This is a genomic window from Sphingobium sp. B11D3B (assembly GCF_025961735.1).
Taxonomy (GTDB): Bacteria; Pseudomonadota; Alphaproteobacteria; order Sphingomonadales; family Sphingomonadaceae; genus Sphingobium.
The window spans coordinates 1,088,690-1,113,300 of the sequence record NZ_JAOQOF010000001.1 but is presented as its reverse complement, the minus strand read 5'-3'; the positions used below and the strand labels follow the sequence as shown (position 1 = coordinate 1,113,300).

Annotated in this window: 20 protein-coding genes; 17 read left to right on the top strand and 3 right to left on the bottom strand. The window is 63.8% G+C overall.

What is annotated here, in order from left to right:
* The first annotated feature begins 13 nt into the window (after positions 1-13).
* Entirely contained in the window at positions 14-490 is a 477-nt protein-coding gene (locus M2333_RS05270; protein ID WP_264611066.1) for a ferritin-like domain-containing protein, read from the top strand.
* A gap of 54 nt (positions 491-544) precedes the next feature.
* Here M2333_RS05270 and M2333_RS05265 read toward each other — a convergent pair whose 3' ends face one another.
* Entirely contained in the window at positions 545-886 is a 342-nt protein-coding gene (locus M2333_RS05265; protein WP_264611065.1) for a YdeI/OmpD-associated family protein, read from the bottom strand.
* 182 nt (positions 887-1,068) lie between these two features.
* Between M2333_RS05265 and M2333_RS05260 the strand changes: the two genes are divergently transcribed.
* The 15 genes from M2333_RS05260 (at position 1,069) to alr (ending at position 19,592) form a co-directional block, all read left to right on the top strand.
* Positions 1,069-1,698 (top strand): gluconate 2-dehydrogenase subunit 3 family protein, encoded by a 630-nt coding sequence (locus M2333_RS05260; RefSeq protein ID WP_264611064.1) that lies wholly within the window; start codon positions 1,069-1,071, stop codon positions 1,696-1,698.
* Positions 1,699-1,710: 12 nt separating this feature from the next.
* Entirely contained in the window at positions 1,711-3,357 is a 1,647-nt protein-coding gene (locus M2333_RS05255) for a GMC family oxidoreductase (protein WP_264611063.1), read from the top strand.
* A gap of 269 nt (positions 3,358-3,626) precedes the next feature.
* Positions 3,627-5,141 (top strand): aldehyde dehydrogenase family protein, encoded by a 1,515-nt coding sequence (locus M2333_RS05250; protein WP_181559658.1) that lies wholly within the window; start codon positions 3,627-3,629, stop codon positions 5,139-5,141.
* 57 nt (positions 5,142-5,198) lie between these two features.
* Positions 5,199-5,666, top strand: coding sequence for a protein tyrosine phosphatase family protein (locus M2333_RS05245; RefSeq protein WP_264611062.1), 468 nt, complete (start codon positions 5,199-5,201; stop codon positions 5,664-5,666).
* Positions 5,667-5,693: 27 nt separating this feature from the next.
* Positions 5,694-6,443 carry an SDR family NAD(P)-dependent oxidoreductase gene (locus M2333_RS05240; protein ID WP_264605215.1) on the top strand — a complete coding sequence of 250 codons (750 nt, stop codon included), beginning with the start codon at positions 5,694-5,696 and terminating at the stop codon, positions 6,441-6,443.
* A 12-nt stretch (positions 6,444-6,455) separates the two neighbouring features.
* Complete coding sequence (locus M2333_RS05235) at positions 6,456-7,214, top strand: glutathione S-transferase family protein (RefSeq protein ID WP_264611061.1); 759 nt, start codon at positions 6,456-6,458, stop codon at positions 7,212-7,214.
* Positions 7,215-7,264: 50 nt separating this feature from the next.
* Positions 7,265-8,278 carry a zinc-dependent alcohol dehydrogenase family protein gene (locus tag M2333_RS05230; protein ID WP_264611060.1) on the top strand — a complete coding sequence of 338 codons (1,014 nt, stop codon included), beginning with the start codon at positions 7,265-7,267 and terminating at the stop codon, positions 8,276-8,278.
* A gap of 18 nt (positions 8,279-8,296) precedes the next feature.
* Positions 8,297-9,013, top strand: coding sequence for an alpha/beta fold hydrolase (locus M2333_RS05225; RefSeq protein ID WP_264611059.1), 717 nt, complete (start codon positions 8,297-8,299; stop codon positions 9,011-9,013).
* 13 nt (positions 9,014-9,026) lie between these two features.
* The gene (locus tag M2333_RS05220) at positions 9,027-9,569 is read left to right on the top strand and encodes a VOC family protein (RefSeq protein WP_264611058.1); all 543 of its coding nucleotides are present in this window, start codon (positions 9,027-9,029) and stop codon (positions 9,567-9,569) included.
* Between the two features lie 345 nt (positions 9,570-9,914).
* On the top strand, positions 9,915-11,330 hold the full coding sequence (ligM, locus tag M2333_RS05215; RefSeq protein ID WP_181559665.1) for a vanillate/3-O-methylgallate O-demethylase: 1,416 nt from the start codon (positions 9,915-9,917) through the stop codon (positions 11,328-11,330).
* Between the two features lie 92 nt (positions 11,331-11,422).
* The gene (locus M2333_RS05210; protein WP_264570305.1) at positions 11,423-12,289 is read left to right on the top strand and encodes a methylenetetrahydrofolate reductase; all 867 of its coding nucleotides are present in this window, start codon (positions 11,423-11,425) and stop codon (positions 12,287-12,289) included.
* 87 nt (positions 12,290-12,376) lie between these two features.
* Positions 12,377-14,053, top strand: coding sequence for a formate--tetrahydrofolate ligase (locus M2333_RS05205; RefSeq protein ID WP_181559667.1), 1,677 nt, complete (start codon positions 12,377-12,379; stop codon positions 14,051-14,053).
* A 153-nt stretch (positions 14,054-14,206) separates the two neighbouring features.
* Positions 14,207-15,397: a non-hydrolyzing UDP-N-acetylglucosamine 2-epimerase gene (gene wecB / locus M2333_RS05200; RefSeq protein WP_264611057.1), complete on the top strand. Its 1,191-nt coding sequence runs from the start codon at positions 14,207-14,209 to the stop codon at positions 15,395-15,397.
* Positions 15,398-15,773: 376 nt separating this feature from the next.
* The gene (locus M2333_RS05195; RefSeq protein ID WP_264611056.1) at positions 15,774-18,461 is read left to right on the top strand and encodes a TonB-dependent receptor; all 2,688 of its coding nucleotides are present in this window, start codon (positions 15,774-15,776) and stop codon (positions 18,459-18,461) included.
* 84 nt (positions 18,462-18,545) lie between these two features.
* A complete protein-coding gene (gene alr / locus M2333_RS05190; protein ID WP_264611055.1) occupies positions 18,546-19,592 on the top strand; it encodes an alanine racemase in 1,047 nt (348 codons plus the stop codon).
* 50 nt (positions 19,593-19,642) lie between these two features.
* Here the strand turns inward: alr and gyrA are convergent, their stop codons facing one another.
* Complete coding sequence (gene gyrA, locus M2333_RS05185; RefSeq protein WP_264611054.1) at positions 19,643-22,354, bottom strand: DNA gyrase subunit A; 2,712 nt, start codon at positions 22,352-22,354, stop codon at positions 19,643-19,645.
* Positions 22,355-22,660: 306 nt separating this feature from the next.
* Between gyrA and M2333_RS05180 the strand changes: the two genes are divergently transcribed.
* Complete coding sequence (locus M2333_RS05180; RefSeq protein ID WP_264611053.1) at positions 22,661-23,965, top strand: hypothetical protein; 1,305 nt, start codon at positions 22,661-22,663, stop codon at positions 23,963-23,965.
* A 104-nt stretch (positions 23,966-24,069) separates the two neighbouring features.
* Here M2333_RS05180 and M2333_RS05175 read toward each other — a convergent pair whose 3' ends face one another.
* Positions 24,070-24,543: an Lrp/AsnC family transcriptional regulator gene (locus tag M2333_RS05175; protein WP_181559673.1), complete on the bottom strand. Its 474-nt coding sequence runs from the start codon at positions 24,541-24,543 to the stop codon at positions 24,070-24,072.
* Positions 24,544-24,611 lie beyond the last annotated feature (68 nt).

The following is a 24,611-nucleotide window of genomic DNA, read 5'->3' as shown; positions in this document are numbered from 1 at the left end:
GGAGAGGAGCAGCATGAGCACCCAAGCCCGCGACCTGACCAGCTTGCTGACCGTCTGTCTGGAAGACCTCTATGCAGGACGGGTTCTTGCCGCCGAGGCTTTGCCCTCGATCGCTGCTGCCGTCGGCCTGCCGGTCTCCCAGCTTGTCGATGCCCTGGCGCGCAGCTGGAGGGATCAGGCGCGTGCGATCAACGCGCTCGAGCCGATCGACGATCCCGCCGAGAACCTCTGGATGGGCGGCATCGTCAAGGATGCCCACCGCGATACCGAGACGATCCCGCAGGGGGCGTTACGCGACATCGCCATCATTGGCGCCGTGCGAAAAGCCGTGGCGGCCGATGCCGTCTCCCTGGAGACCGCCATCGCTCTTGCGAATACGCTCTCCCATGACCGTGCGCAGGAGGCTCTGACCGCGATGCGCACGCATGCCCACGCCACCGATGAGCAGTTCCGCACCCTTCTGCTCGATGTGACGCGAGCCGCCGGCTGACCATTCCTTTCATCTGACCAGCTAGCAGAGGCTAAACACGGCGATGGCGCGGGCCTAGGCGGGAGGCGTTTTGCCGGTCTTGCCATCGATTAGCACCGCCTGCTGCCATCGCCCGGGGGCCTTGTCCGTCCGGTGGATGCACCCGGCCCAACAGCAGGGCCGCTTCTTGCCCTCGCGCAGTTCCTCGCAGGTTCGCTGGATCCGCCTTTCGCGGGTGTTCGCCTGTTTGGCGTCCTCCACCCAGCAGATGAATTCGTTCCGGCCGAGCGGGGTCAGCTTCTCCCAGAGAGTGAGCAGGTCGGCATCTGCGGTCAGCGCGTGCCGAAGATCGTCTGCGGCCCGATGGACGGTGCCATGCGGAAATGCGTCTGCCGTCTTGCCTACCAAATTACCCATGGGCGCATGGTGCCCGCGATGACCGGACAATTCAATGGGATGGAAGGGAAGCGCTGGCTGCGTAGGCGGACGCGCATTTGCGCTGCCCCGGCGCGACCTCGCAATGCGTAGTTTGACGTATTCCCTCCGAGCCCCTGGCAGCGCTCAATCATGGCACTTTCCGGCCGGTTTCGGAGTGCCTTATGACCCAGACTTCCCCATCACGCCGCCAGTTTCTCGCTGCCGTCGGCAATCTGGCCAGCGCGGCCTGGGTGACCTTGAACTGGCCACAGATCGCATCCGCCGCAGAGCATGTCGGGCATGGTCATGGCAGCGCAGGAGCGGGCGAGGGGCATACGAGCTTTACGACGCTGAGCCCTGCGGAAGCGGCCAATGTCGATGCGATCGCCAACCAGATCGTGCCGGGCGGCGCCATGCCGGGCGCGCGCGATGCGCATATCGTCTACTTCATCGACAATGCGATGGGCAGCTTCTTTGCTGAGCAATGGCCGTCCTTCAAGGCCGGCCTGACCGAGTTCAACGCTGGCTATGCCGCAAGATATGGAACGCAGGCGCCATTCTCCGCCGCGCCGGACGCCCAGCAGATCGCCTGGCTCAAGGAGGTCGACAAGACGCCCTTCTTCCTAGCGGTGCGGCGGCTGACGGTCCTCGGCCTCATCGCCATGCCCAAATATGGCGGCAATTTCGAGGGGGTTGGTACCAAGCTGATCGGCGTGATCGACAGCCATTATTGGGAGCCGCCCTTCGGCTATTACGACAAGGATTATCCGGGGTTCGAGCCCTATCCCGGCACCAAGCCCTACATGGCCTGACGGAGGCGCCGCATGGATCGCAAGACATACAAGACCAGCGAAACAGTCGATTTCATCGTCGTCGGCTCGGGCGCTTCGGGCGGCATCATGGCGCGGGAACTGGCGCGCGCCGGCAACAGCGTCGTGGTGATGGAGCAGGGGCCTCGGCTGGAGGCCTATGAGTTCGAGCATGACGAGCTGAAGTACCGGCACCTGTCCGGCATCACCAACAGCCCGACGGCCAATCCGCAAACCTTCCGCAGCGACCCGAGCAAGCCGGCGCAGCGCATGGAGCGGAATGCGCTGACCTATGCGCGCGTCGTCGGTGGCAGCAGCGCGCATTTCAACGCCAATTTCTGGCGACTGCACGAGATCGATTTTATCGAAGGCAGCCGGTGGGGCTCCATTCCCGGCGCCGATCTGGTCGACTGGCCGATCACCTATGCCGAACTGGAACCCTATTACACGATGGTGGAATGGGAAGTCGGCGTGTCCGGCCTGGCCGGTGCCAGCCCGTTCGACCCGCCGCGCAGCAAGCCTTATCCGATGCCGCCGCTGCCGGTGAAATCTTCCGGCGTGCTGTTCGAGCGCGGCGCCCGCAAGCTCGGCCTGCATCCCTTCCCGGCGCCGCTGGCGATCAATTCGGTAATCTACAAGGATCGTCCGCCTTGCGCGCAATGCGGCCTGTGCGGCGGCTTTGGCTGTGAGGTGATGGCCAAGTCCTCCTCGGTCTGGACGGTGATCCCCGAGGCCGAGGCGACAGGCAATTGCGAGATCCGCTCGGAGAGCTACGTGTTCCGCATCGGCATGAACGATGCCGGGCGCGCCACCGGCGTCCATTATTTCGACAAGGATCGCAAGGAGCAGTTCCAGAATGCCCGCGCCGTGGTCGTGTGCGCCAATGGTGCGGAGACGCCGCGGCTGCTGCTCAACTCCGCGACCAATGCCTTCCCGGATGGGCTGGCCAACTCCAGCGGCAAGGTCGGGCGCTATCTGATGTGCAACAAGGGCGGCGGGGCGATGGCCCGGTTCGAGCAGCCGCTCAACGAATATAAGGGCGCGAACGTCACCCGCATCTTGCACGATTTCTACGATGCCGACGAGAAGCGCGGTTTCTACGGTGGCGGCGGATTCGACGCGCGCTCGGGCGGGCCGCTCACCTGGGGGCAGAGCGTTCCCAAGGGCACGCCGACATGGGGGCCGGGATTCAAGGAATATCTCGAATCCTACACCTATTGGATGAATTGCTCGGGCCACGGCACGTCGCTGGCGCAGGAGACCAACCGCGTCGACATCGATCCCGAACTCAAGGACGAGTGGGGCATTCCGGCGATCCGGGTGACGTACAAGGATCACCCTGACGACACCAAGCATGCGAACTGGCAGGCCGATCGGGCGGTGGAGATCATGGATGCCGCCGGCGCGACGCAGGTCGTCCGCAGTGAAGTCGGCGAAGGGCGAGGCGGCGTCCATCTGCTCGGCACCTGCCGCATGGGGAATAACCCGGAGACCTCGGTCATCGACAAATATCACCGGACCCATGACGTGCGGAACCTGTTCCTGTGCGACGGATCGAGCATGGTGACGTCCGGGCGCGGTCAGCCCACGCAGACGATCGAGGCCCTCACCTTCCGCGCGGCCGAACATATCGCCCGGTTCGCGCGGACCAATCAGATCTGATCGCAGCCAAAGGGGCCATCTGACACAAATCAGACGGCCCCTGAGCAGGCCTATTGGACCTGCCGGCGCGGCATGAATGGCGGCAATGACGGTTATCGCTACGCTCCCGCAATCACCCCATCGACTCTCATCATGACTTTGTCCTAAACCTGTCGTCGAGATCGATGATTTGGGTCATGCGCGTTCCTTCGCCGCCAAGTAGCGTCGGAGCGCTCTGGGCAGATGACATGCCCGGCACGCTGAGCCGGGTTCAAAGAGGAGCTGGATGAATGAACCAGATGAGCAACGTGAAGCTCGAGCAATTCCCCTATTCGGAAGCGGCCAAGAAGGCGCTCGCCCGCAAGCCGCAGCTGTTTATTGACGGGCAGTGGGTGGATTCCACCGGCGGTGAGACGCTGGGCGTGATCGATCCCAGCTCCGGCAAGGAAATCAGCCGCTTTGTCGATGCGAGCGATGCCGATGTGGATCGGGCCGTCGCCGCTGCCCGCCGCGCTTTCGACGATGGCCGCTGGTCCGACCTGCCGCCCATCGTTCGCGAGACGATGATGCGCAAGCTCGCCGATATCCTGGGCGCCCATGCCGATGAACTGGCCGAGCTGGAAGCCATCGACAATGGCAAGCCCAAGGGCATGGCCGGTGCCATCGACGTGCCCGGCGCCATCGGCATGATGCATTATATGGCAGGCTGGGCGACCAAGCTGGGCGGCGAGATGATCGAGCCCATGTCGGCACCGCGGGGTGCCTTCCACAGCTATGTCCGCCGCGAACCGATCGGCGTCGCCGCGCAGATCGTGCCGTGGAACTTCCCGCTGCTGATGGCTGTGCTGAAGATCAGCCCGGCGCTGGCCGCCGGCTGCACCGTGGTGCTCAAGCCCGCCGAGCAGACGTCGCTCACCGCGCTGCGCCTTGCGGACTTCATTGCCGAGGCCGGCATTCCGGCCGGCGTGGTGAACATCATCACCGGCAATGGCCACACCGCTGGCGATCGGCTCGTGCGGCACCCCGATGTCGACAAGGTCGCGTTCACCGGCTCGACGGAAGTGGGCAAGATCATCAACCGCACCGCGACGGACAGCCTCAAGCGCGTCACGCTGGAGCTGGGCGGCAAGTCGCCGGTGATCGTGCTGCCGGACGTCGACCCCAAGGTCGTCGGCCCCGGCACGGCGCAGGCGATCTTTTTCAATTCCGGCCAGGTCTGCGTCGCTGGCTCGCGGCTTTATGCGCACAAGAGCGTGTTTGACAGCGTGCTGGAGAACTTCGTGGAAGCCTCCGCATTCTGGCAGCCGCGCGCCAGTCTCGATCCCGATGCGCATATGGGGCCGCTGGTCAGCGACGAGCAGATGCAGCGCGTGATGGGCTATATCGAGGACGGCAAGAAGGCGGGCGCCTCTGTCGCCGTCGGCGGCGATGCGCCGGCCAGCGAGGGCGGCTATTATGTCAACCCGACCGTGCTGGTGGACGTGAAGCCGGACATGCGCGTGGTGCGCGAGGAGATCTTCGGCCCCGTCGTCGTAGCCCAGCGCTTCGATGATCTGGATGAAGTCGCGCGGCAGGCGAACGACACGAGCTTCGGCCTTGCGGCGGGCATCTGGACCAAAGATCTCTCGGCCATGCACAAGCTGGCCGCGAAGCTGAAGGCCGGCACGATCTGGGGCAATTGCCACTCGATGATCGACCCCGCGCTGCCGTTCGGCGGTTATAAGGAAAGCGGCCTTGGCCGCGAGCAGGGCCGTCAGGGCGTCGAGGCCTATACCGAGCTGAAATCGGTCATCATCGCCCTTTGATCCACAAATGAGCGCCCCCTCCTCAGCCGGGGAGGGGGGCGAGATCGGTCGAGGGACATGGCGGACCCGGACGACATCCGGAACTTTCTGCGCGTCGATGCGCGGATCACGACGTCCGGGCGACTTCAGTCGGGCGATCCTGCGCGCCTTGCCGAGATTGGCGTGCGCCATGTCATCAATCTCGCGCTGGATAGTCACCCGGAGGCCCTGCCGGATGAAGCCGCGGAGATGGCCGGGGCAGGGCTGCGTTACACGCATATCCCCATCCCCTTCGATGCACCGACCGAAGATCACTATCAGGCGTTCGTCGCGGCGCTGGAGGCCGATGACGCGCCGGTGCATATCCACTGCATCATGAACTGGCGCGTTTCGGCCTTCGTCTATCGCTACCGCCGGGATGTGCTGGGCGTCGCCGAGGAACAAGCGCGGGCGCTGATGACGCAGATATGGGATCCTGCCGACGCGGCGAAGGCCGGGAGCAGCCCGGGCCTGGGGCCGTGGATCGAGATCATCGCGCCGCGCTAGACGGTGCGCAGGGAGAGGAGAGAGGCCATGACAGACTTTGCGGGGCGGCATGTGATCGTCACGGGCGCATCCAGCGGCATAGGACTGGCGACGGCGCGGATGCTCGCCGCCCGTGGCGCGAGGGTTTCCATGCTCGCGCGGCGCAAGGACGCGCTGGCCGATCAGGCCCGGGCCATTGGCGATCATGCCGCTGCCTTCGCCGCCGATGTCGGTGACAAAGCCGCGCTTGAAGCCGCGCTGGCAGAGGCCGTGGGGCATTTCGGGCCGGCTTATGGGTTGTTCGCCAATGCCGGGCTCGCGGGCAACTTCGCGCCGGCGCTGGCCTATTCGCCCGAGCTGTTCGACGAGGTGATCCGTGTCAACCTCACCAGCGTCTTCTGGGCGATCCAGGCGCTCGCGCCGGGAATGGTGGAAGCGGGCGAGGGCAGCATCCTCGTCACCGGATCGATGGCCAGCAAGCGCGGCATGGCGATGAACCCGGCTTATGTCGCGTCCAAACATGGCGTACTTGGCCTCTCGCGCGCCATCGCCGTCGAACTGGCGCCGCAGGGTGTGCGGTGCAACTGCATCGTCCCGGGCTTCATCGAAACGCCGGCCTTTGACCTGATCCCGCCCGAGCAAGCCGCGCGCATCAATCAGCGCGTGCCCCAGCGCCGGATGGGCAGCGCCGATGAACTGGCGGAGGTCGCCTGCTTCCTCCTTTCACCGGCTGCCAGTCATGTGACGGCGCAGAACTGGGCAGTCGATGGCGGCGTGCTCGATACGCTCGAAGTTTAAGGAACCCTCACGATGACGCTCAAATATTACCACGCCGAGCCGCTGGCCAATTCGCTCAAGTCGATGATCCCCTTGAAGGAGAAGGGGTTGCCTTATGAATCGATCTATGTCGATCTCCACAAGTTCGAGCAGCATTCGGACTGGTTCAAGGCGATCAACCCGGAAGGGCAGGTGCCGGTGCTGGTCCATAATGGCGCCGTGATCACCCACACGACCGTCATCAACGAGTATCTGGAAGACGTCTTTCCCGAAGTCCCGCTGATGCCCTACGATCCGCTCGGCAAGACCAAGGTGCGCTACTGGAACAAGTTTGTGGACGAGCATGTCATGAACTATGTCTCCATGCATGGCTGGCACCGGCTCGTCGGCGTGATCGCGCGCAACATCGAGAATGGCGAGTTCGAGAAGCTGCTCGAGCATATTCCGCTCCCCGATCAGCGCAAGAAATGGGCGACCGCGCGTTCCGGTTTTTCCGAGGCGGACCTCGCCAATGCGACCGACAAGATCATCTATGCGCTGCGCAAGATCGAGGCCCAGCTTGGTGAGACGCCCTGGCTGGCCGGCGAGATGTACACGACGGCGGACATCAATTTCTTCAGCCATTGCGGCGCGATGGTGGAGCGGATGTTCCCGGAGCTGGATGTTACGACCAACTACCCGCGGATCGTCGATTGGCGCGAGCGGGTGAAGGCGCGCCCGGCCGTCGCCGAGGCGCTGGCCAGCGAAGACCGCACCGCGCCGGGCCTGCGGACCTGGTCTGGCGACCGCTAGGCGCTGCGGTCGGCGGTACAGTGAATTGAGATGAGTGAAGGAGTTTGACGATGCGTGCATGGCAACTGGCGGCGGGGGCCACCTCGATCGACGATCTTCATCTGGTCGAGCGCGATCAGCCCGCGCCCGGCCCCGGCCAGGTGGCGATCCGGGTTCATGCCTGTTCGCTCAACTATCGCGATCAGGCGGTGGTGCTCGGGCGCTATCTCGGCGGTCCGGTGCCCAACCCGACGATCCCGCTTTCGGACGGGGCGGGCGAAGTCATCGCCGTGGGGACGGGCGTGACGCAGTTCAAGCGGGGCGACCGGGTGGCCGGTACCTTCTTCCAGAGCTGGGACGATGGCCCGCCCAATCCGGCGGCTGGCCTCGCGCTCGGCGCGGCCGGCGCTGACGGGATGCTCGCCGAAGTGGTCGTTCTGCCGGAGCAGGGCGTGGTCCCCATCGCCAAGTCGCTCAGCTACGCCGAGGCCGCCTGCCTGCCCTGCGCCGGTGTGACGGCCTGGAACGCGCTGTTTGAAGGCCCCCGGCCGGTCAAACCCGGCGAACGCGTGCTGCTGCTTGGCACCGGCGGGGTGTCGATCCTCGCGCTGCAACTCGCCAAGGCGGCGGGCTGCGAGGTCATCATTACCTCCTCCAGCGACGCCAAGCTGGAGCGCGCCAAGGCGCTGGGGGCCGATCATCTCATCAACTATCGCGAGATCGAGGACTGGGGTCAGCATGTCTCCACCACGATGGGCGGCGTCGACAAGGTGGTCGAGGTCGGCGGTGCCGGCACGGTGCAGCAAAGCATGGCCGCACTGCGCCACAATGGCGAAGTTGCACTGATCGGCGTGCTCAATCCCGTTGGCGGGCCTAACCCATCAGGCCTGATGTTCGTCGGCGGCACGCTGCGGGGTATTTTCGTCGGCTCGCGCGGCATGGCGCGACGACTGGCTGCGGCAATTGACGTCAACGGCATCAAGCCGGTCATCGGCGCCCGTTATACGTTCGAGGATGCCAAGGCGGCCTTTGCGCATGGCAGCGGTTCGGAACATTTCAGCAAGGTGGTGATCGACGTTCGCTGAGATCGCGTGGCCCGCTTCATGTTCATACCCGGGGCCTGGCATAGCGGGTCGTGCTTCGACCGCCTGCGCGCGCCCCTGGAGCGGGCCGGGCACAGCATGATCGCGCCGGACCTGCCGGGTGCCGGTGGCGACGCGCGCGCCATGGCGCAGGTCTCGCTGGAGGGCTGGGCGCAGTTTATCGTCGGGGAGGCCCGCCGCCAGGCTGAGCCGGTGATCCTGTGTGCCCATAGTCGCGGCGGCATTATCGCCAGTCAGGCCGCCGAACTGGCGCCGGAGGCGTTCGCGGCGCTGGTCTATATCAGCGGCGCGCTCATCCCCGACGGGCAAAGCCTTTATGACATGATCGGGCGCTCGATGGAGACGGGCCGCTTCGGCGCCGCGCTCAGCCCGGTCCATGCAGGCCTTGGCTTGCGGTTCGACCCATCCGCAGCGGCGGAATTCTTCTACCAGCTGTGCAGTCCTGAGGACCAGCGGCAGTCGGCCGTGCAGCTCATTGACGAACCGGTGAGGCCATTCGGGACCGCGCTGCGCCTCACTGGGGCTCGCTTTGGCCGCGTACCGCGCCATTACATCGAATGCGCGCAGGACCGGACCTTTCCATTGGACGTGCAACGCGCGATGCAGGCGGTGCTGCCTTGCCGCAGCGTCACCACGCTCGAGAGCGACCACAGCCCGTTCATTTCCATGCCGGAAACCCTCGCGGGTGCTCTGGCGACCATCGCAGAACAAGAATGAAGAGGAGAGACGGATGACCAGGAAATTTGGCTTCGGCGGCGACATCGGCACCATCTGCCAGATGGCCTATGTGGTCCGCGACATCCATCAGGCGATCGACTGGTGGATCGAGCGCACGGGCGTCGGTCCCTGGTTCGTCCTGCCGAGCTTCGGGGGGCCGGATCATGTCTATCGCGGCGAGACGTGCAAGAGCAGCAGCGCCATCGCGATGAGCTTTGCCGGCTCGACCAATATCGAGCTGATCCAGCCTTTGGACGACCATCCGTCGGTCTACAAGGAGACGATCGATCGCGTGGGCTATGGCTTCCATCACTTTGGCGTCGCGCGCGAGGACATCGAGGACGAGGTGGCGCGCCGGATCGCGCGTGGGGAAACACTGGTCCAGCGGGCGCCGGTTCCGACCGGTGGCTCTGTGGCGTTCTTCGAGGGCGGGCCGGGGGCGCCGGGCTTCGTCGAGCTGATTCCTGCGACGGCGGGCATGGATGCGGGCTTCACGGCTTTCTGGGAGCAGACGCAGGACTGGGATGGTCGAGACCCCGTCCGGCCCTTCCTGTGAGCCGGTTTAGGCCCCGCGCGACCTCAATCATATTGCGCAGCAACATGGCCACGCATGATACCCCGCGCCGTGGAAATGGCATGAACCGGCGATCCGTGCGAACCGGCTCCGAAGGGACGCGAAACTGGTTCGCTGGTGCAGCATGAACGTGCAATTTTTTGACGCCGTTGCGAGGTGATAAATCCCTATCAATTCGCTAATTTCTGCGCCGGAGGGTCTGGGCGGCCTTCCAATTTTTCGTTTGTGTAACATACAAAATTTCGTATGTTCCGCCCGTCCATCGATTCGACGTTCTCGTCGAACGCAGACCCTTGTTTCTCGCGATCCAAATGGAGAGGCTCTCTGATGTCCAACCCTACCAATCTTGAGCAAGTGCTCAACGCCGCCGGCAATCCGGTGGAAATGCTGCGCAACAGCCAGATCGGCGCCTATGTGTATCCGGTCGTTGCTCCGGAATTCTCCAACTGGCGCTCCGAGCAGTGGGCCTGGCGCAACGCTGCCGTGCTGTTCGATCAGTCGCACCACATGGTCAACCTGTTCATCAAGGGCAAGGACGCGCTCAAGCTCCTGACCGACACGATGATCAACTCGCCCAAGGGCTGGGAAGTCAACAAGGCCAAGCAGTATGTGCCCGTGACGCCTTATGGTCACGTCATCGGCGACGGCATCATCTTCTGGGAAGAGCCCGAAGTGTTCTGCTATGTCGGCCGTGCGCCGGCTGCCAACTGGCTGCAGTACCATGCCGAGACCGGCGGCTACGACGTCGAGATCGTCTATGACGACCGCTCGCCTTCGCGTCCGATGGGCAAGCCCGTCAACCGCAGCTACTGGCGCTTCCAGATCCAGGGTCCGAACGCCTGGGACGTGATCGAGAAGCTGCATGGCGGCAAGCTCGAGCAGCTCCGCTTCTTCAACATGTCCACGATGAACATCGCTGGCCGCTCGGTGCGCACGCTCCGTCACGGCATGGCCGGTGCGCCCGGCCTCGAAATCTGGGGTCCGTACGAAGAGATGGAAGACATCCGCGGCGCCATCGTCGAGGCTGGCAAGGATCTTGGCCTGGTGCAGGTCGGTTCGCGCGCTTATCCCTCGAACACGCTGGAATCCGGCTGGATCCCGAGCCCGCTGCCCGCCATCTACACCGGCGAGAAGCTGAAGGCCTATCGTGAGTGGCTGCCGGCCAAGAGCTACGAAGCCACCGGCGCGATCGGCGGTTCGTTCGTCTCGAACAACATCGAGGATTACTACACCAATCCTTATGAGATCGGTTACGGTCCGTTCGTGAAGTTCGACCACGACTTCATCGGCCGCGAAGCGCTCGAAGCCCTCGACGCTTCAACGCAGCGCAAGAAGGTCACGCTGGCCTGGAACGGCGACGACATGGCGAAGATCTATGGTTCGCTGTTCGATGCCGACGCCGACTCGCACTACAAGTTCTTCGACCTGCCGCTGGCCAACTATGCCAACACCAATGCCGACGCCGTCCTCGACGCCGCTGGCAACACGGTCGGCATCTCGATGTTCACCGGCTACTCGTACAACGAGAAGCGCGCGCTTTCGCTCGCGACGATCGACCACGAGATCCCCGTCGGCACCGAGCTGACGGTTCTGTGGGGCGAGGAAAATGGCGGCACGCGCAAGTCCACCGTCGAGCCGCACAAGCAGATCGCTGTTCGTGCCGTCGTGAGCCCGGTTCCCTATTCGGTGACCGCGCGCGAGACGTACGAGGGCGGCTGGCGCAGCGCTCGCGTCGACGCCTGATCCTGATCCGTTGCGGGCGGCCATCCTCCGGGGTGGCCGCCCCGACGACCTTCTAAAAACACAGTAAGCCCTAATCGAGGCGAGGACTTTTCATGGCTACGGCAACCCTGGACAAGACCGCACTGGCGCGGCTGTTTGAAGACTACTCGCTCGAAATCACGCCCAAGGACGTGGAAGCGCTGCAGAATGCCGCGCACATGATCCCGCAGGGCACGCTCATTTCCTGCACCTTCTTGCCGGGTGCCGAGTTCGAGGATCGCGTCCGCGCGGCTCGGGCCATTCAGGACCTCGGTTTCAAGCCGGTTCCGCACATTTCCGCACGGCGCCTGCTGGTGAAGGAAGACCTCAATCGCTTCCTCGACATGCTCGCCGCCCAGATCGACCTCAAGCATGTGTTCGTGATCGCCGGCGATCCTTCCGAACCGCTCGGGCCCTATGACGACGCGCTGGCCGTGATCTCCTCGGGCACGCTCAAGGAATATGGCATCCAGCATGTCGGCATCTCCGGCTATCCGGAAGGTCACCCGGACATCACCAACGAAAAGCTCGTCAAGGCGATGCATGACAAGGTCGCCTCGCTCAAGGAGCAGGGGATCGACTATTCGATCATGACTCAGTTCGGTTTCGATGCCGATCCGGTGCTCGACTGGCTCAAGCAGATCCGCGCCGAGGGCATTGACGGCCCCGTGCGCATCGGCCTTGCCGGCCCGGCCTCGATCAAGACGCTGCTCCGCTTCGCCGCGCGCTGCGGCGTCGGCACCTCCGCCAAGGTCGTCAAGAAGTATGGCCTTTCGATCACCAGCCTGATCGGCAGCGCCGGTCCCGATCCGGTGATCGCCGATCTCGTCCCCGCGCTGGGCGAGGAACATGGCAAGGTTCACCTCCATTTCTATCCGTTCGGCGGTCTGGTGAAGACCAATGAGTGGATCGTGAACTTCAAGGGCAAGCAGGGCATCTGACGCGCTCGCGTCCGTTGCCGCTCAATTAATTCCGGACAAAGACGGTCGGCCCGTTCCGGGCCGTATCATGGAAAGGCTAGGAGAATCATGGCTCAAGGCTCCGACATCGAAATCGCACGCGAAGCGAAGATGCAGAACATCGCCGAGGTCGGCGCGAAGGTCGGCATCCCGCAGGACGCGCTGCTGAACTACGGCCCTTACAAGGCGAAGCTGTCCTGGGACTTCATCAACAGCGTCCAGGGCAATCAGGATGGCAAGCTCATCCTCGTCACCGCGATCAACCCGACGCCAGCAGGCGAGGGCAAGACCACGACGACGGTCGGCCTTGCTGACGGCCTGAACGCCATCGGCAAGAAGACGGTTGCGGCGCTGCGTGAGCCGTCGCTCGGCCCGTGCTTCGGCGTCAAGGGCGGTGCTGCCGGCGGCGGTTATGCGCAGGTCGTGCCGATGGAGGACATCAACCTCCACTTCACCGGCGACTTCCATGCCATCACCTCTGCGAACAACCTGCTCGCAGCGCTGATCGACAACCACATCTACTGGGGCAACAAGCTCGGCCTCGACCCGCGTCGTATCGCGTGGCGTCGCGTGCTGGACATGAACGACCGCGCCCTGCGTTCGATCGTCAACTCGCTCGGTGGCGTGTCCAATGGCTACCCCCGCGAGGATGGCTTCGACATCACCGTGGCGTCGGAAGTCATGGCGATCCTCTGCCTTGCTTCGGACCTCAAGGATCTGGAGCGTCGCCTCGGCAACATCCACGCCGGCTACACGCGCGACCGCAAGGCCGTGCTGGCGCGCGAGCTGAACGCCTCGGGCGCCATGACCGTGCTGCTCAAGGATGCCCTGCAGCCGAATATCGTGCAGACGCTCGAGAACAACCCCGTGCTCATCCACGGCGGGCCGTTCGCCAACATCGCGCATGGCTGCAACTCGGTGCTCGCCACCAAGACAGCCCTCAAGATCGCCGATTATGTGGTGACCGAAGCCGGCTTTGGCGCTGACCTCGGCGCCGAGAAGTTCTTCGACATCAAGTGTCGCAAGGCTGGCCTGAAGCCCTCGGCGGCGGTCATCGTGGCCACCATCCGCGCGCTCAAGATGCACGGCGGCGTCGACAAGGCCGATCTCGGCACGGCGAACCCGGATGCGGTCCGCAAGGGCGGCGTCAACCTCGCCCGTCACATCGAGAACGTCCGTCAGTTCGGCGTGCCCGTGGTCGTTGCGATCAACCAGTTCGTCACCGACACGGCCGAGGAAATGGCCGTCGTTCAGGAGATCGCGGAAGCCGCTGGCGCCGAAGCGGTCGAGTGCAGCCACTGGGCCAATGGCTCGAAGGGCACCGAAGAGCTGGCCCGCAAGGTTGTCGCCCTGGCCGAGGGCGGTTCGTCCAACTTCGCGCCGATCTATGAGGACGGCCTGTCGCTGTTCGACAAGATCGACACGATCGCCAAGCGCATCTACCGCGCCAGCGAAGTGACCGCCGACAGCAGCGTGCGCAACAAGCTCAAGGGTTGGGAAGCCGATGGCTATGGCCATCTGCCGGTCTGCATGGCCAAGACGCAGTACAGCTTCTCGACCGACCCGAGCCTGCGCGGTGCACCGACCAACCACGTCGTGCCGGTGCGCGACGTGATCCTGTCGGCAGGCGCCGAGTTCATCGTCGCGGTGTGCGGCGATATCATGCGCATGCCCGGCCTGCCCAAGACGCCGTCGGCGGACTTCATCCGTCTGGACGACAAGGGTCAGATTGAAGGTCTGTTCTGATCAATTAAGACAGAGGGGAGGCGCACGGCCTCCTATTTTGAGAGATTGGCCCGTCGGCACTGCTGGCGGGCCATTTTCTTTTCCGGTTAACAAATGTTTACCACGCATTAACCATCGGTTAGACAGGCCTTGTCTGTGGGGGGCAAGCGAACCATGGTGCGCTATAAAGTGATGCTGGTTTTCGGCACGAGGCCCGAAGCCATCAAGATGTTTCCTGTCTATGATGCGCTGAAATCTCTACCGCAGATCGAGACGAAGGTCTGCGTTTCCGCACAGCATCGGGCCTTGCTCGACCAGGTTCTCGATCTTGCCGGGATTGTGCCGGACTTCGATCTCGACATCATGGCGCCGGATCAGACGCTCGATACGTTGACGGCGCGGCTCATCCTCGCCTTGGGTGCCGTGTTCGATGCCGAAAGGCCAGACAGGGTATTGGTCCACGGCGATACAAAGACTGCGATGATGGCCGCCCTTGCGGCTTATTACCGCCGCATTCCGGTTGGGCATGTCGAGGCGGGCTTGCGCAGCGGCGATATCTACAACCCATGGCCCGAAGAGGTGAATCGCCGCATCATCGCCTGCGCGGCCAATCTGCACTTCGCCCCGACGGCGGGGGCGGCGGCAGCGCTGGAAGCCGAGCATACCCAAGGGCGGATCATCGTGACGGGCAACACGGTGGTGGATGCCTTGCTCGCGACTCAGGGCAGGCTGCGGGAGCAGCCTTTTTTGGCGGGCTCGATCGCACCCGTGCTGCGGCGTTTTTCAGGGTGCCGGATCGTTATCGTTACCAGCCACAGGCGGGAGAATCTGGGGCAGGGGCTCTCGAACATTGCCGCCGCCATCCGCGCCGTCGCCCAGCGCGACGATGTGGCTATCATCTGGCCGGTCCATCCCAATCCACAGGTCCGGGCCACGCTGGAGCCCGCGCTTTCCGGCTTGGAGAATATCGCGCTGATTGAACCGCTGGATTATCCAGGATTTGTAGGCCTGCTCGATGCAGCTTCCCTCGTGCTGACGGATAGTGGCGGTATCCAGGAAGAAGCGCCCACATTTGGCAAACCCGTGCTGGTCATGCGGGAGACGACCGAACGGCCAGAGGGCATCGAGGCAGGCACCGCCCGTCTCATCGGCACCGTCCCTGATCGCATAGTCGCCGAAGTAACCCGGTTGCTGGACGACCCCCAAGCCTATGCCGCCATGGCCCATGCCCATAGTCCTTTCGGGGATGGCCAAGCCGCCGCGCGCATCGCGGCAGTGCTGGCCGAAGAAGCCGCAGCGCGATGGGTGGTGGTGCCCAGCCTCGGAAACCTGCAATCGGTTTCCCACGTGCCCAGCGCGCCATAGAGCGCGGCTTGGCATCATGATCTCGCCTGCGACCGGGCAAAAACCCGGCGGAGTCTATGCCGTGCGAGTGATCGTCGAAGCCGGGCGAACGGCCTGAATCGCGTTTATCGGCGATTTCTACGGGCCTGCCAGAGCAAGGCTGATTAGAATCGCCGACATCTCCTTTCGACGCAGTTCGATTTGTTCTCCTTCGCTCAGTCATCAGGAAAGAGCGGATTACCCAACGATCGACCAGCAGAATCCGACCTAATCTAAAGCAGTTGCATTTGTCTGAGCAATCGATTGCAAAAATGTTTAGACAAAGTGTATTCATTTTCGTAAGTCGATATTGACGATCGACAGTAGGGCCGATCGCGCTGTCATATTGGGGAGGATCATGGCCAAAAATGGCTTCCGGCGCGCATCTGCGCTTGGCTTCGTGTCGTTTGCTGCGCTTGTTGCGTCGCAGGGTGTCAGCGCTCAGACGGGCACCGCACAGACCAATCAGTCCGAGGATGATGCCGCGAACGCCGCTGACATTGTGGTGACCGGCACCCAGTTGCGCGGGGTTGCGCCGGTGGGTTCCTCGGTGATTGCAGTCGGTCAGCAGGAAATCCGCGACACGGGGCTGGCCACGACATCGGATATCCTCAAGACCATTCCGCAGGTGTCCGCCTTGGGGCCGGGCGAAGCCACGCTGGGCACCAACGTCAACAGCGCGACGCTCAACAGCACCCGCGCCAATGGCGTTAACCTGCGCGGCCTCGGCACGCAGGCGACGCTCACCTTGCTCGATGGCCGCCGCGCCCCTCCGGGCGGTGTTGCCGGCCAGCTCTTCGATGCCTCGGTGATCCCGGCCATTGCGCTCGAACGGATCGACATCGTGGCGGACGGCGCTTCGGCCACTTACGGCTCGGACGCTGTCGCGGGCGTTGCCAACCTCATCCTGCGCCGCAACTTCGACGGGCTGGAGGCCAGCGCGCGTTACGGCTTCGCTGATGGCTATGACGAATGGCAGGGCAATGCCATTCTCGGTAAGAAGTGGGACACCGGCTCGGTGATGATTGCCGGCGACTATTATTACCACAGCCGCCTGCGCCAGGAAGATCGCGCGGAGCTGTTCCAGTGCGATCAGCGTGCTTTTGGCGGGTTGAACAACTGCGCCTTCACCAGCTCGCCGGGCAATGTGATCGATCCCGCGACCTTCACCCGCTACGGACTTCCGGGTGGCAGCGGTGAGAATCTGACGCCTGCCAACCTCTCGACCACGCCCAACTTCCAGCAAAGCTATGTGAACAATGATCTTCTGCCGCAGCTCAAGCGCTGGAGCGTCATTGGCCGCCTCGATCAGGAACTGACGCCTGCGCTCAAGATGTGGGCCAGCGGCTTTTACTCCAAGCGGACCCTGAACCAGCGCGCGGGGTCTCTGACGCTGGGCGCCGCGACGCCTGTTCCGAGCAGCAATCCCTACTTCATCGAGTTCGCGCCGGGGCAGACCTCGCAGATCGTCGAATATGCCTTTAACGAATATGGGCCGATCCAGGGCAATATCTACGAAAGCTCATACCAGCTGGCGACCGGGTTTGACTATTCGCTGGATGGCAACTGGCAGCTTTCCATCTACGGCTCCCATGGCGCCACGGAAGGCGGCGCCAAGACGGACGGTTTCCTGAACACGGCTTTGCTCTCCGCCGCGCTGGCTGATTCCAACCCCGCGACGGCCCTGAACGTCTACGGGACCGGGCAGAACAGCCGCGATCAGATCGACCGCCTTGTCGCCTTCTTCGACGTGACCGGCCTCTACACGGTCGACCTCGTCAACGTGAAGACGGACGGTGCGCTCTTCAACATCGGCGGCGGCGCGGTGCGCATGGCGGTGGGCGGCGAGTTCCACCATGATTATTACCGCAACACCGCCGCCGAGAATATCAACGGGCCGTCGCTCTCGCAGATCAACCTCTTTGGCGATACCGCCAGCTCTCGCGACGTCTGGTCGGCCTTTGCGGAGGTGAACGTGCCGCTGGTCGGTGCGGCCAATGCCATGCCGGGCATCGATCGGCTCGAGTTGAACATTGCCGGCCGCTATGATCACTATAGCGACGTCGGCGGAACGACCAATCCGAAGTTTGGCATTCGCTACGATCCCGTGCCGGGCGTCTCGGCTCATGCCAGCTACGGCACCTCATTCCGGGCGCCGACGCTGTCCGATACCAACCCCGCCAGTACGGCGACGGTCTTTTCGATCCCCAATTTCGGGCCGTTCGGCAATGTGATCGAATATGTCGGCGGCAATGCCGATCTCAAGCCTGAGAAGGCCACGACCTGGTCGGTTGGCGTCAAGTTCACCCCGCCGAGCAGCGGCTTCACTGCGTCGCTGGATTACTTCAACATCGATTATAAGGACGTGATCGAGACAGCGCCGGTGTTCAGCGTGCAGGTCTTCACCGACCCGGCCTACGCGCCGTTCGTGACCTTCAACCCGACCGTCGCGCAGGTGAACGCGATTTACGATCTGCCCTGGGCGCCGCCGGCGATCATTGCAGCTTCCGATGTCGATGCCATTGTCGATGCCCGCCGCAACAATGTCGGGCGCATCAAGATGGACGGGCTGGATTTCCTCGCCAACTATGCGTTCGATCTGGGCGGTGGATCGGCCAATATCGGGGTCTCGGGCACCTATCTGCTCAGCTACGGGCGAGCGACCGGCCCGACCTCACCGACAGTGGACCGACTGAACCTCGCCAACTTCCCGCTGCGGTTCCGGGGCCGCGCCAATCTCGGGTGGCGGGGCGAGAATTTCGGCGCGACGATGTTCGTGAACTATACCAATGCCTACACCAACACGGTGGGCACCATCGCGCCATCGCAGTCCGTCGACTCCTACACGACGGTCGATTTGACGCTGACCTACGACGTGCCCAAGGCGGACGGCGTGCTGAGCGGCCTGTCCTTCTCGCTGAGTGCGCTCAACCTGTTCGATGCCGCGCCGCCCTTTGCGGCGATCGCCAACAATCAGGTCTATGACTCCACCGTGGCAAACCCGCTCGGCCGGTTTGTCTCGCTGACAGTCCGCAAGGCATTCTGACCCCGTGCCACCCGCGCCCTCCAGGAGGGCGCGGGTGGCCGGATTGCTCTCGACGGGCAGGGGCGAGCGCGCTACCCCGCCGACATGATCGACTGTCCCTCATCGCCGCTGGCCCTGCATCTGGATCGTGACGCGCTGATCGCCAATTGGCGCTGGCTCGCAGGGCAGAGTGGGGCGGCAGCCTGCGGGGCAGCCCTTAAGGCCAATGGCTACGGCCTGGGCGCGACCGAGGTTCTTCAGCATCTGCTGGCCGCCGGGTGCCGGGATTTTTTCGTCGCGACATGGCAGGAAGCGGCGGCTCTGCTGCCATTGCTGGAAGGCGCATCGCTCAGTGTGTTGCACGGAGTGCGCGCCGAAGATGTGGCTTTTGCGCTGGCGGCACCGGCAAGACCGGTGCTGAACAGCGCCGCTCAAGTCGCCCGATGGAAAGCCGCAGGTGGCGGCCCGTGCGATGTCATGATCGATACCGGCATGAACAGGCTCGGCCTGCGCCCCGATGAGCTTGGCTCTGGCGTGCTGGATGGGCTGGAGATCGAGACACTTTGCAGCCACCTCGCCTGCGCCGATGAAATGTCCGGTCTGAACGCGGTGCAGCGCGCGCGCTTCGATGCCGTGCGGCAGCAGGTGCCGGCGCGGCGGTACAGCCTGGCCAATAGCGCCGGCATTCTGCTCGGCAGCGACTACGCCTTCGATCTGACCCGGCCGGGGCTCGCGCTCTATGGCGGCCTGCCGACACCGGCTGCGACCGGCCATATCCGCCCGGTCGTGCGTCCCCATGCGCAGATCCTCCAGCGGCGCCGGGTCGAAGCTGGGGAAACAGTGGGCTATGGCGCGACCTTCACCGCGAAGGCGCCCGTCGAGGCGGCAATCGTCAATCTCGGTTACGCAGACGGCTATCTGCGCGCCTTTGCCGGGGGAGGGGTGATGCTCCATGGCGGAGGGCGACTGCCGCTGCTGGGGCGCGTCTCCATGGATCTGATCGCCGTCGATGTCAGCACGGCACCGGATCTGGAGGAAGGGGACTGGCTGGAGGTGGCGTATGATCTGCCCAGCGCCTCTGCGCACACCGGCCTGTCTCAATATGAGTTGTTGACCGGGCTCGGCCAGCGGTTCGAGCGGCGCTGGGTTTAGTTATGAACTACCCGCCAGCGCGCTCAAGGCAACGCTGACGGGCCTGTTCCTCATTCCGCGGTGTCGGAGGCCTCGCCCTCGGCCGCCGGCATGTCTGCCTCGACCCCGTCCGTGCTTTCCTCAATCCGAGCGGCACTCACGACATGCTCGTTCTGCGCCACATCGAACAAGCGCACGCCCGCAGAACCACGGCCGATCACGCGCAGGCTGCTGAGCCCCATGCGGATAAGCTTGGCCTGATCGGTCACCAGCATGAGCTGATGCTCGCGGGTCGCCGGGAAGCTCGCCACGACCGGGCCGTTACGCTCGATATTGTCGATGTTGGTGATGCCCTGGCCACCACGCCCGGTGCGGCGATACTCGAAGGCTGAGGAGAGCTTGCCATAGCCATTGGCGCAGACGGTCAGGATGAACTGCTCGCGGGCGCGCAGGGCCTCGAACCGGTCGGCGGCCATCTTCGGCTCGCCCTCCTTCTCGCCCTTCCATGGAGCGAAGCGCAGATACTCCTCGCGCTCTTCCATGTCCTGAATACCGGCACGCTGGAGCACGGAGAGCGAGATGACCTCGTCGCCTTCCTTCAGCGTCATGCCGCGCACACCGGTGGAGTTGCGGCTCTGGAACTCGCGCACATCATCGCCGCGGAAGCGGATCGCCTTGCCCTGGCGGGAGGCCAGCAGCACGTCATCTTCTTCGCTGAGGAGCGCGACGCCGATCAGGCGGTCGTCGGCGTCCTCACCCTCAAACTTCATCGCGATCTTGCCGTTCGAGGGGATATTCGCGAACGCATCCATGCTGTTGCGGCGCACACTACCCTTGGCGGTGGCGAACATGACATGGAGCTGCGCCCATTCATTCTCGTCTTCCGGCAGTGGCAGCACCGTCTGGATGGTCTCGCCCTCGGCCAGCGGCAGCAGGTTGACCATCGGACGTCCGCGTGTGGCCGGCCCGCCTTCCGGCAAGCGCCAGACCTTGAGGCGATAGACCTTGCCCAGCGTCGAGAAGAACAGCACCGGCGTGTGCGTGGAGGTCACGAACAGCTCGGTGACGACATCCTCTTCCTTCGTCGCCATGCCGGCGCGGCCCTTGCCGCCGCGGTTCTGGGCGCGGAAGGTATCGAGCGGCGTGCGCTTGATGTAACCGGACATGGTCACGGTCACGACCATGTCTTCGCGCTCGATCAAATCCTCATCCTCGATGCCGTCGGCAGCGGGGGCAAGGGTGGAGCGGCGCGGCGTGGCGAATTCAGCTTCGATCGCGTCGAACTCTGCGCGCATCACCTCGAACAGGCGAACGCGGCTGGCGAGGATCTCGAGATAGCCAGCAATCGCATCGGCCAGCCCCTTGAGCTCATTGCCGATCTCGTCGCGGCCAAGCGCCGTCAGCCGGTGCAGGCGCAGATCGAGAATAGCGCGAACCTGCGCGTCCGACAGATGATAGACGCTGCCCGAGGGCTCATCATCCGCGGCCTCGACCAGCTTGAGATAGGGCGCGATGTCCCCGATCGGCCAAGCGCGCGCCAGCAGCGCCTCGCGGGCCGCCGCCGGGCTGCTGGCCCCGCGGATCATGCGCACGACTTCATCGAGATTGCTGACCGCGATGACGAGGCCGAGCAAGATGTGGGCGCGATCCCGCGCCTTGGCCAGCTCGAACTTGGTCCGGCGGGTGATCACTTCCTCACGGAAGCGCACGAACGCCTCGATGATGTCGCGTAGCGTCAGCAGTTCGGGCCGCCCACCACGGATGGCGAGCATATTGGCCGGGAAGCTCGACTGGGCGGGCGTGTGCCGCCACAGCTGATTGAGCACCACATCCGCCGTGGCATCGCGCTTCAGCTCGATGACGACGCGAACGCCCTCGCGGTTGGATTCGTCGCGAATGTCCGAGATGCCCTCGATCCGCTTGTCCTTGGCGGCCTCGGCGATCTTTTCGACGAGACCGGCCTTGCCGACCTGGAACGGAATTTCGGTGAGGACGATCTGTTGGCGGTCCCCGCGCAGAGTCTCGATGATATGGCGCGAGCGCATGATGATCGATCCGCGCCCGGTCGTATAGGCCGAGCGGGCGCCAGACTGGCCCAGGATGAGCGCGCCGGTCGGGAAGTCCGGCCCCGGCACGATTTCCATCAGCTCTTCAGCCGAGATCGCGCCATTATCCATGTACGCCTTGCAGGCGCGCAGCACTTCGCCGAGATTGTGCGGCGGGATATTGGTGGCCATGCCGACCGCGATGCCGCCGGCACCGTTGACCAGCAGGTTCGGGAAGCGGGCAGGAAGCACCTGCGGCTCGCTCTCGCTGCCATCATAGTTCGGCAGGAAATCGACGGTGTTCTTGTCGAGATCGTCGAGCAGCGCATTGGCGACCTTGGCGAGGCGCGCCTCAGTATAGCGCATGGCCGCCGGCGAATCCGGGTCCATCGAGCCGAAATTGCCCTGACCGTCGATGAGCGGCACGCGCATCGACCAGTCCTGCGTCATGCGCGCCAATGCGTCGTAGATCGAGCTGTCACCGTGCGGGTGATATTTACCCATCACGTCGCCGACGATGCGGGCCGATTTGCGGTAGGGCTTGTTATAAGTGAAGCCCATTTCGTGGGCGCCGAACAGGATGCGGCGATGCACGGGCTTCAGCCCGTCGCGCACATCCGGCAGCGCGCGGGACACGATCACCGACATGGCGTAGTCGAGATAGCTCGACTTCATCTCATCGACGATGTTGATCGGGCTGATATCCGAGGGTTCGGCGAGGATTGTCTCGTCGCTCAAGCGTTTTCTCTTATGATTACGTGGTGGGAACTCGAAGCGGTGTGACTAGCCCGCGACTGCAGAAAAGGCCAGAGAAAAGGGCAAAATTGCACGCTGTCACGAACCGGTCGAAGCCGAATGGGGGCGGGAGCACGACGGCTTGCCGATTTCCCGTACCAACCGGCATCGCGCCCTCATGACAAGCCCCGGAACGGTGGTTATAGCGACATTCAATTCCCGTTCACGCGTGATCCTGCAGTGCAGGGCCATGAAGTCAGCGGGATCCGCGACTTGGGGGCCGAGATCTTAGTTCTGGAGGAATATTTGATGCGTCTGTTCAATACCACTGCTCTTACGATCACCCTGGCCGCGTTTGCGGCGGGCGCCTTCGCAACGGCTCCCGCATCGGCGCAGAGCCGGGATGGCAAGCAGGCCGAACAGAGTTCGGCACCCAAGATTTCGCTGAGCCGCGGCTTCCAGAAGGGAGCGGTCGAGGCCCAGGAGCTGGTCAAGAAGCAGGATTTTGCGGGCGCCAAGGCGAAGCTGGACGAGATCCAGTCCACGGCCACCAAGCCCGACGATCGCTACTTCTTCGGCAGCCTGCTGCTGCAGGTCGGCATCAACCAGAAGGATGAGGCCATCCAGCGCCAGGCTCTGGAAGCGATGATCGACTCCGGCATGACGCCGGCGACCGAAGTGGCGAAGTTCCACTATTTCGTCGGCCAGTTCGCCTTCAACGCCAAGCAATATGATCAGGCCCGCACGCACTTCCAGTCGGCGATCGATGGCGGCTACGGCGGCCCCACGCCCGACGTGCTGATCGCCAACACCTATTTCAACGAGGCGCAGGACCAGATCGTCAACAACCAGTTCACCGATGCCGGCAAGGCCAAGGTGGAGCAGGGCCTGCCGCACCTCAAGCGCGCGATCGAACTGCAGAAGGCATCCGGCCAGCCTGTCGATGCGAGCTGGTACAACAAGGGCCTGAGCATGGCGGTGTTCGCCAAGTCGCCGACCCTCTCCGACTGGACCAAGCTGGCACTGCCGGTCAGCGGCACCCCGGACAACTGGGCGCTGGTGCTGCGGATGTTGCAGGACGAATATCCCAATGCGACCCGCGACGAGAGCATCGACATCATGCGTCTGATGGCGGCCACCAAGTCGCTCAAGAGCGCCTATAACTACAATGAATATGCAGAGGCGGCCAATCGCCTCGGCCTGCCCGGCGAGGTCAAGGCAGTGATCGATCAGGGTCGCTCCAGCGGCGTTCTGAGCGGCACCACGCTGTCCGACCTCTATCAGGTCGCGACCAGCGGGATCACGCAGGATCGCGCATCGCTTGCAACCTCTGAGAAGAGCGCCGCGTCCGCCGCTACTGGCAAGCCCGCCGCCAACACCGCCAGCGCCTTCATGAGCTATGGCGACAATGCCAAGGCCGTGACCCTGTATCGCCTCGCGCTGCAGAAGGGCGGCGTGGACGCGGACGAGGTGAACACACGCCTCGGCATCGCGCTCGCTCGGTCGGGCGACAAGGCCGGTGCTCTGGAGGCATTCGGCAAGGTCAGCGGCACCGGCGTGCGCAAGCGGACCGCCGACCTCTGGACGGTTTGGCTGAACAGCTCCAACGCCTGAACCCCTGCGGTTCGATCGAAAAAAGTTAGAATGCCGGCGGCTTTGTCGCCGGCATTTTTATTGGGCGTTGGACGGATTGCCTCAGCTCTCGGCCATGCGCGCGCTCAGCGGCCGACCGGCACGCCCGGCAGGTTCTTGGAGGTGCGGATCGTCAACGACGTCTTCACGCTCGCGACATTGGGCGCTTGCGTCAGCTGCGAGGTGAGGAACTGCTGGAAGCTGCGCAGATCCTGCGCCACCACCTTGAGGATGAAATCGATCTCGCCGTTCAGCATGTGGCATTCGCGGACTTCCGGCAGCGCCGCGACGTGGGCCTCGAATGCCTGCAAATCCTCTTCGGCCTGACTTTTCAGGCTGACCATGGCGAACACCGTCGTCGTGTAGCCCAAGGCAACCGGATCGAGATGGGCGTGATAGGAGGCGATGAAGCCGCGATCCTCCAGGCTTTTCACCCGGCGCAGGCAGGGCGGGGCGGTCAGGCCGACGCGCCGTGCCAGCTCGACATTGGTCAGGCGGCCATCCTCCTGAAGCAGGTCGAGCAATTTGACGTCGGTCTCATCCAGCGAACTACCGGGCATAGAGGACATTTCCTTTCACGGCAGATGTTCTTGCAGACATATAATGTCGCTGCAACGTAATTGTCCCA

Excerpts from the sequence above, each read along its gene's own strand:
- M2333_RS05205 (WP_181559667.1), top strand. The coding sequence starts at position 12,377 with ATGGCTCAAGGCTCCGACATCGAAATCGCACGCGAAGCGAAGATGCAG.
- M2333_RS05220 (WP_264611058.1), top strand. The coding sequence starts at position 9,027 with ATGACCAGGAAATTTGGCTTCGGCGGCGACATCGGCACCATCTGCCAG.
- M2333_RS05230 (WP_264611060.1), top strand. The coding sequence starts at position 7,265 with ATGCGTGCATGGCAACTGGCGGCGGGGGCCACCTCGATCGACGATCTT.
- M2333_RS05235 (WP_264611061.1), top strand. The coding sequence starts at position 6,456 with ATGACGCTCAAATATTACCACGCCGAGCCGCTGGCCAATTCGCTCAAG.
- M2333_RS05260 (WP_264611064.1), top strand. The coding sequence starts at position 1,069 with ATGACCCAGACTTCCCCATCACGCCGCCAGTTTCTCGCTGCCGTCGGC.
- ligM (WP_181559665.1), top strand. The coding sequence starts at position 9,915 with ATGTCCAACCCTACCAATCTTGAGCAAGTGCTCAACGCCGCCGGCAAT.
- M2333_RS05240 (WP_264605215.1), top strand. The coding sequence starts at position 5,694 with ATGACAGACTTTGCGGGGCGGCATGTGATCGTCACGGGCGCATCCAGC.
- M2333_RS05265 (WP_264611065.1), bottom strand. The coding sequence starts at position 886 with ATGGGTAATTTGGTAGGCAAGACGGCAGACGCATTTCCGCATGGCACC.
- alr (WP_264611055.1), top strand. The coding sequence starts at position 18,546 with ATGATCGACTGTCCCTCATCGCCGCTGGCCCTGCATCTGGATCGTGAC.
- M2333_RS05255 (WP_264611063.1), top strand. The coding sequence starts at position 1,711 with ATGGATCGCAAGACATACAAGACCAGCGAAACAGTCGATTTCATCGTC.
- M2333_RS05225 (WP_264611059.1), top strand. The coding sequence starts at position 8,297 with ATGTTCATACCCGGGGCCTGGCATAGCGGGTCGTGCTTCGACCGCCTG.
- M2333_RS05175 (WP_181559673.1), bottom strand. The coding sequence starts at position 24,543 with ATGCCCGGTAGTTCGCTGGATGAGACCGACGTCAAATTGCTCGACCTG.
- M2333_RS05210 (WP_264570305.1), top strand. The coding sequence starts at position 11,423 with ATGGCTACGGCAACCCTGGACAAGACCGCACTGGCGCGGCTGTTTGAA.
- M2333_RS05245 (WP_264611062.1), top strand. The coding sequence starts at position 5,199 with ATGGCGGACCCGGACGACATCCGGAACTTTCTGCGCGTCGATGCGCGG.
- M2333_RS05250 (WP_181559658.1), top strand. The coding sequence starts at position 3,627 with ATGAACCAGATGAGCAACGTGAAGCTCGAGCAATTCCCCTATTCGGAA.
- M2333_RS05180 (WP_264611053.1), top strand. The coding sequence starts at position 22,661 with ATGCGTCTGTTCAATACCACTGCTCTTACGATCACCCTGGCCGCGTTT.
- M2333_RS05270 (WP_264611066.1), top strand. The coding sequence starts at position 14 with ATGAGCACCCAAGCCCGCGACCTGACCAGCTTGCTGACCGTCTGTCTG.
- M2333_RS05195 (WP_264611056.1), top strand. The coding sequence starts at position 15,774 with ATGGCCAAAAATGGCTTCCGGCGCGCATCTGCGCTTGGCTTCGTGTCG.
- wecB (WP_264611057.1), top strand. The coding sequence starts at position 14,207 with ATGGTGCGCTATAAAGTGATGCTGGTTTTCGGCACGAGGCCCGAAGCC.